At 71.4% G+C, this 5,836-nt stretch carries 2 protein-coding genes; both read right to left on the reverse strand.

The features are described from left to right. The coding region (locus AC1DYX_RS26645) for an Hpt domain-containing protein (protein WP_477264492.1) at positions 1-3,776 on the reverse strand (3,776 nt) is incomplete at its 3' end. A gap of 19 nt (positions 3,777-3,795) precedes the next feature. Continuing rightward, a partial coding sequence (locus tag AC1DYX_RS26650) for a methyl-accepting chemotaxis protein (protein WP_477264494.1) occupies positions 3,796-5,836 on the reverse strand: 2,041 nt, incomplete at its 5' end.

The raw sequence follows: 5,836 nt of genomic DNA on the forward strand, positions 1-5,836 counted from the left end.
GGCGCGGCCGGTTCCGTGGCGGGCGCCGCCGCGCCGGGTGCCGCTGCGGTCGGCGCCACGGCGGGCGTCGGCTCGCCCGGCTGCTGCAATTGTTCGAACAGCAGTTGCGCCTGGTCGTAGTTGGCGAGCAGTTCGTCGAAGGCGGCCGGATTCGTCGTCCCGGCGTGCAGCATGTTCTCGATCTGCGTTTCCAGCGCGTGCGTGTGCTGGCCCAGGCGCATCGCGCCGGCCATGCGCGCGCTGCCCTTCACGGTGTGCAGGGCGCGCAGCAGGCCGTGCGCCACCGCCGCGTCGGCCGGGTTCTGCTGCCACTGGCGCAGGCCGTTGCCGATCTGCGGCAGCAGGTCGGCCGCTTCTTCCATGAACACGGGCAGCAGGTCCGGGTCGAGGTCGTCGACGAATACCGGCTCGGCGGCCAAAGCCGCGTCGGGTTCGGGTGCCGGTTCGGGTGCCGGCTCGGATTCGGGCTGCGGCTCGGGTTCCGGTTCAGGTGTCGGCTGCGGTTCGGGCTCGGGCGCCGGCTGCGGTTCGGCCGCGGCGGCCGGCAGCTCGAACAGCGCGTCGACGTCGATGACGTCTGGCTCCGGCTGCGCCGGCGCGGGCTGCGCCTGTTCCAGCGTGGGCGCGGCGAACGGGTCGTCGAAATAGGTGTCGAACAGGTCGTCGACGGCGTTCGCGCCAGGATCGTCCTGGCGCTCCGGTTTCGCACGCGGCGCCAGTTCCGTGCTGACCGGCAGTGCCGGGGCACCACCGGCCAGCGGCGGATCGGCCAGGATGCTGGCAAAGGTGGCGGCGAACAGCGCGTCCAGGCGCTCCGCCAGCTCCGGCTCGGCGCCGTCGATCACGGCATCGGCACGGACGCGTCCCAGGTCGTCGCGCAGCGCTTCCAGGCGCGCCAGCAGTTCCGGCTGCGCCGGCGCCAGCTCGCCCAGCGAAAACACCTGCAGCATCACGCGCACGCGCTCGACCGTCTCGTCCAGCAGGTCGAACTGGTCACCCTGCAGCGGCGGCACGGCCACCTGCAACGCTTCTTCCAGCGCCGCCGCCAGTTCACGCAGCGCATGGAAGCCGACCGTGGCCGACGTGCCGCCCAGCGTGTGCGCCGCCTTCAGCGCCTGCGGCGTCACGGCACGCAGCGGTTCCGCGCGCCAGCTGGCGAAATCCTCGGCCAGGGTGCGCACCAGCTCCTCGGTCTCGCCGAGGTAGATGTGGTACAGCGGCAGGGGAATCTCCAGGTCGCCCACGTGCCGCACGTTCGCTTCCGACACGGGGAAGGCCAGCACGTTGTCGGGCAGCTCGGCCGGCGACAGGGCCGGCAGCGGCGCGGGCGGCTCGTTGCGCGCGACGTCGAAGCCGGCCGCGGGCTCGGCCGGTTCCGGCGGCGACGCGGCAGCCGCGGCATCGTCCGCCAGACCTGCTGCTGCGGCGGCGTCGAACGCACCGACCGTCTCCGGCGCCAGCTCCGCCGGGGCGTCGGCCGCCGGTACGTAGGGCGCCGACTCGAGCGGTGCCGGTGCGGCCGGCGCCACTTCCTGCACCGGCGCCACGAACGGACCGCCGTCCTGCACGTGGGCAGCGGCCTGCGCGAGCGCCGCGCCGTCGCGCTGCGATCCGCCGGCCGCCGGGTCGCCGGCCGCCGGGTCGCCGGCCGCCAGTTCTCCGACCCAGGCCAACATCTCCGCATGCGCATGCGCGAGCAGCGCCAGCAGGTCGGGCGTGGCGGCACGCGCTTCGGCCAGCCACAGGTTCATGACTTTTTCGATGGCCGCGGCGGCCACGGCAAAGGACTCGAGACCGACCATGCGGCTGCTGCCCTTGAGCGTGTGGAAGGCGCGGCGCAGGCGGGTGAGCGTGTCCTGGTCGGCCGGGCTGGCCGTGGCCGCGGGCAGCGCCGTACCGACCACGTCCAGCACCTCATGCGCCTCGCCGATGAAGATTTCCAGCAGCTCGGCCTCGACGGCATCCGGCGCTGCAGCCGGTGCGGCAACCGGTGCCGCGGCCGGCACTACCGGTGCCGCCGGCGCAGCTTCCGGTGCGGGTTGCGCCTGCGCCAGGCTCTCGAACGGCTGCTCGCGGAACAGGCCCGCGCCGGCATCGAAGCGGAAGCGCTGGCGTGCGCCCTCGACGTTCTGCGCCAGCGCATCCGTGAAGAAGCCGAGCGCGCCGATGTTGCGGGCCAGGTTGTCCAGCACGGCACCGCGCGTGGCCGCATCCGGCTGGCCGCCGAGCAGCGTACGCACCTGGCCGCGCACGTGCGCGACGGCCTGCGAGCCCTGGTCCTGGTCGAGGATCGCCAGCGCGCCCTGCAACTGGTGCAGCAGCGGATCGACCTGTTCGAGCGAGGCGGCGCGGGCCGGGTCTTCGTAGTATTCGTCGATGAGCTTCTCGACCTGGCGCAGGCCCGTGCGCATCTCGCCCGCCAGCACGGCGACCGTCTGGCCCTGCTGCAGCTCGCGCGCCAGTTCGCCCTGCCAGACGGGGGCATCGGGCGGCGTCTCGCCGTGCGCCAGCGCGAGCAGGCGCTGGCCGACCGCCTCGGCATGCTGGCCGAAGTCGTCGGGCAGCTGGCGCAGCTGATCCAGGCCGTGCTCGACGAACAGCATGGCCTCGGCCATCTCGAGGCTGAACTGGTCGCTGCGCCCGCCCGCCATCGACTTGCCGGCGGCCTCGCCCAGTTCGCGCAGCAGATGTGCCAGCGCCGGCGCGCCCAGCTTCTCGCTGGCCCCGGCGAGCCTGGACAAGGCGTCGTTGAAGCCGCCTTCGAGCGGGTCGCCGCCCTCGCTGGCGACGCGGTCCCAGCCCCGCTTGGTCTCGATCAGCGCGGCCCGGGCGTCCTTCAGCGCCTCCGGGTCGACGCGGCCGTAGCGGCGCTCCAGGTAATCGGCGGGCACCTGGCCCGCGACGTGGTAAGCATCGCGCAGCTGGCGCGCATCCGGCGTGGGTTCGGTGGCGGCGGACAGGAAGAACAGCGCGTCGCGCAGCAGCGCTTCCGGCAAATTCGTGTGGCCTTGCGCCATGCGGCGCAGTTGCAGGTTGATCTGGCCGAACAGCTGTTTTACATACAGGTCGGGCGCCACCTGGCCCAGCGCGACGAGGTCGGCGGCGGTCTGCAGCGCCAGCCAGAATGCATGCGCCTCGGCCTGCGGCTGGCCGTGGACGACGGGGGTCAATGCATCGCGCATGGCGCCCGCCTGGGCACGCTGGGCGGCGACGTCGGCGCTACGCAGGAACGGCAGCAGCGCCTTTTCGAACGCGGCGCGGGCCGCGGCGTAGTCCGGCATGGGACCGGCGCCGCCGCCCGGCAACAGGGCCAGAGCGAGGTCCAGCTCGAGCATCTGGCCCGGATGCACGCGCTCCACGCCCAGCAATTCCTGCAGCGCGCGGTAGTAGGGGAACAGCCGCACGGGTTGCGGGGCGGCCCCGTCCAGCAATTCCTCCAGGTATTCGACGAGCGCGCGGTAGGCCTCGCCCACGGTGGCGGCGCGCTCGGGGGTCAGTTCCAGCGCGCCGTCCTTGAAGCGGTCGATGACCTGCTCGGCCGTTTCGCCGACGCGTTCGACGCCGGCCACGTCCACCAACTGCAGCGCGCCGTGAACCTGGTGCAGGTGCGACCCGGCATGCAGCAGCAAGGTCGGACGCGCCTCCGGGCTGCGGCCGGCCGCGTCCTGCAAGGCCTTGGCGGACAGCCCGAGGGCATCGCGGATTTCCCCGATGACCCAGGACAGGGGGCCGGTGTCGAATTGCGGTACTGCGGACGCGTGCGAAAACTGGGTCATGTGAACAAATGTCAGGGGCTCAGGCGGCGACGCGGAAGCGCGACACCGAATTCTTCAGTTCCTGCGCGAGCTCCGCCAGTTGCCGGATCGACTGCGCCGTCTGCTGCGTGCCGCCCTGTGCCTGCTCGGTGATCGCGAGGATGTGCTGCATATTATGCGCCACACCGTTCGCGGACGTCGCCTGCAGTCCCGCCGCCACCGCCATGCCCTGGATCAGCTCGGCCAGGCGGTTCGATACACGCGAAATGTCCGCGAGCGCCGCGCCGGCCGCGTCGGTCACGCGCGCGCCCTCGACCACGCCCTGCGTCGATTTTTCCATCGCGGCCACGGCATCGTGCGTATCGGTCTGGATGGTGCGCACCAGCGCGCCGATCTGCTTGGCCGCTTCGGCCGACCGTTCCGCCAGGCGCTGGACCTCTTCCGCCACGACGGAGAAGCCGCGTCCCGCCTCGCCGGCCGATGCGGCCTGGATCGCCGCGTTCAGCGCCAGCACGTTGGTCTGTTCCGTGATGTCGGAAATCAGCTCGGTGATCTCGCCGATCTCCTGCGACGATTCGCCCAGGCGCTTGATGCGCTTCGACGTTTCCTGGATCTGTTCGCGGATCTCGCCCATGCCCCGGATCGCGTTCTGCACCGCGGTCGCGCCCTGCTCGGCCGCCGCCACCGACTGGCGCGCCACCTCGGCCGATTCCTTTGCGGAGCTGGACACGTCCGTGATCTCGCCGGCCATGCGCAGCATCGTGGCCGACGTGTCCTGGATCTCGCGCGCCTGCTGGCCTGCCGCGACGAGCAGGCGGTTCGACACCAGCTGGGCGTCGTTCGACGCCTGCGTCACCTTTTCCGCCGTGGCGATCACGCGCACGACGAGGCCACGCAGCTCTTCCACCGTGTAGTTGACGGAGTCGGCGATGGCGCCCGTGATGTCCTCGGACACGGTGGCGTGCACGGTCAGGTCGCCGTCCGCCACTTCCTGCAATTCGTTCATCAGGCGCAGGATCGCCGCCTGGTTCTGGTCGTTGGTCGCCTTGGCTTCTTCTTCCTTGGCCTGGGCCAGCAGGCGCATCGTCTCCGCTTCCTGGCGGCGCGCGTCGGCGCCGCGGGTACGWTTGCGCGAATCCTGCAGCATCACGCGCGAGATGCTGCCGGCCGCGACGAGCGTGAAGATCGACGCCGCGACGAGCAGCCAGAACCAGCCGCTCGTACTGCCTTCGCCGGCGCGGAACGACGCTTGCAGCTCGGTCAGCTGGCGGCGCAGCGCCTCGTTGTCGTTGAAGATCGTCTGCTCGGCGGCCTTGGCGGCTGTCATGTCGGACAGCTTGTCGAGGAAGGTCGAGATCAGCTTCTGGCAGATGTCGAACTCGGCCTGCACTTCTTCCAGTTTGGTGCGCAGGCCGGGGTCGCGCAGCGGGGCCAGGCCGAGCGGCTCGCTGCCGTTCAGCAAACCGTCGACGGTGGCGCGGAACATGGTCGTGTCGCGGCCCATCTGGAACGCGGTCTCGGGGCGGATGCCGCCCGAGGTCAGGAATTCGCCGGCGCTGCGCGACAGGCGCTGCGTCAGCATCATCATGCGGCCCAGCGCCGCCAGTTCGCGCGCGCTGCCGCCGCGCGCCGTGCGCTCGGTCAGGATCCCTTCCGTCAGCGCCAGCATTTCCGGCGCCAGGATGTCGAGCTGCTTGAGGTTCTTGTCGAACGCGACCAGCTCCGGCTTCATCTTGAGGATGCTGGCGGCGGCCGCGTCGGAGACGTGCCATTTCGCGCGCACTTTCGCCAACTGCGCAGCGAGGGCGCCGGTCGATGCCGGGATCTCATTGCCGTTGTAGCCGCCGCCGCTGGCCAGCAGGTCGAGTTCGCGCGACAGGGCGATGCGGCTGTCCTGCAGCTGCGTGAAGGCGTCCGGCACGCCCTGCATCGCGTTCGGCGCGGCCTTGCCGACGCGCTGCGAGTGCATCAGCGCCTCGCTGGCGATCTGGGTCTGGCTGCTGGCGATCGCACCGCTGCCGGCATTGCGCCACAGCGACAGCAGCGTGAGCAGGATGCCGACGACGAAGGCGATCAGCAGG

It is taken from the genome of Massilia sp. P2_C2 (genome assembly GCF_056404615.1).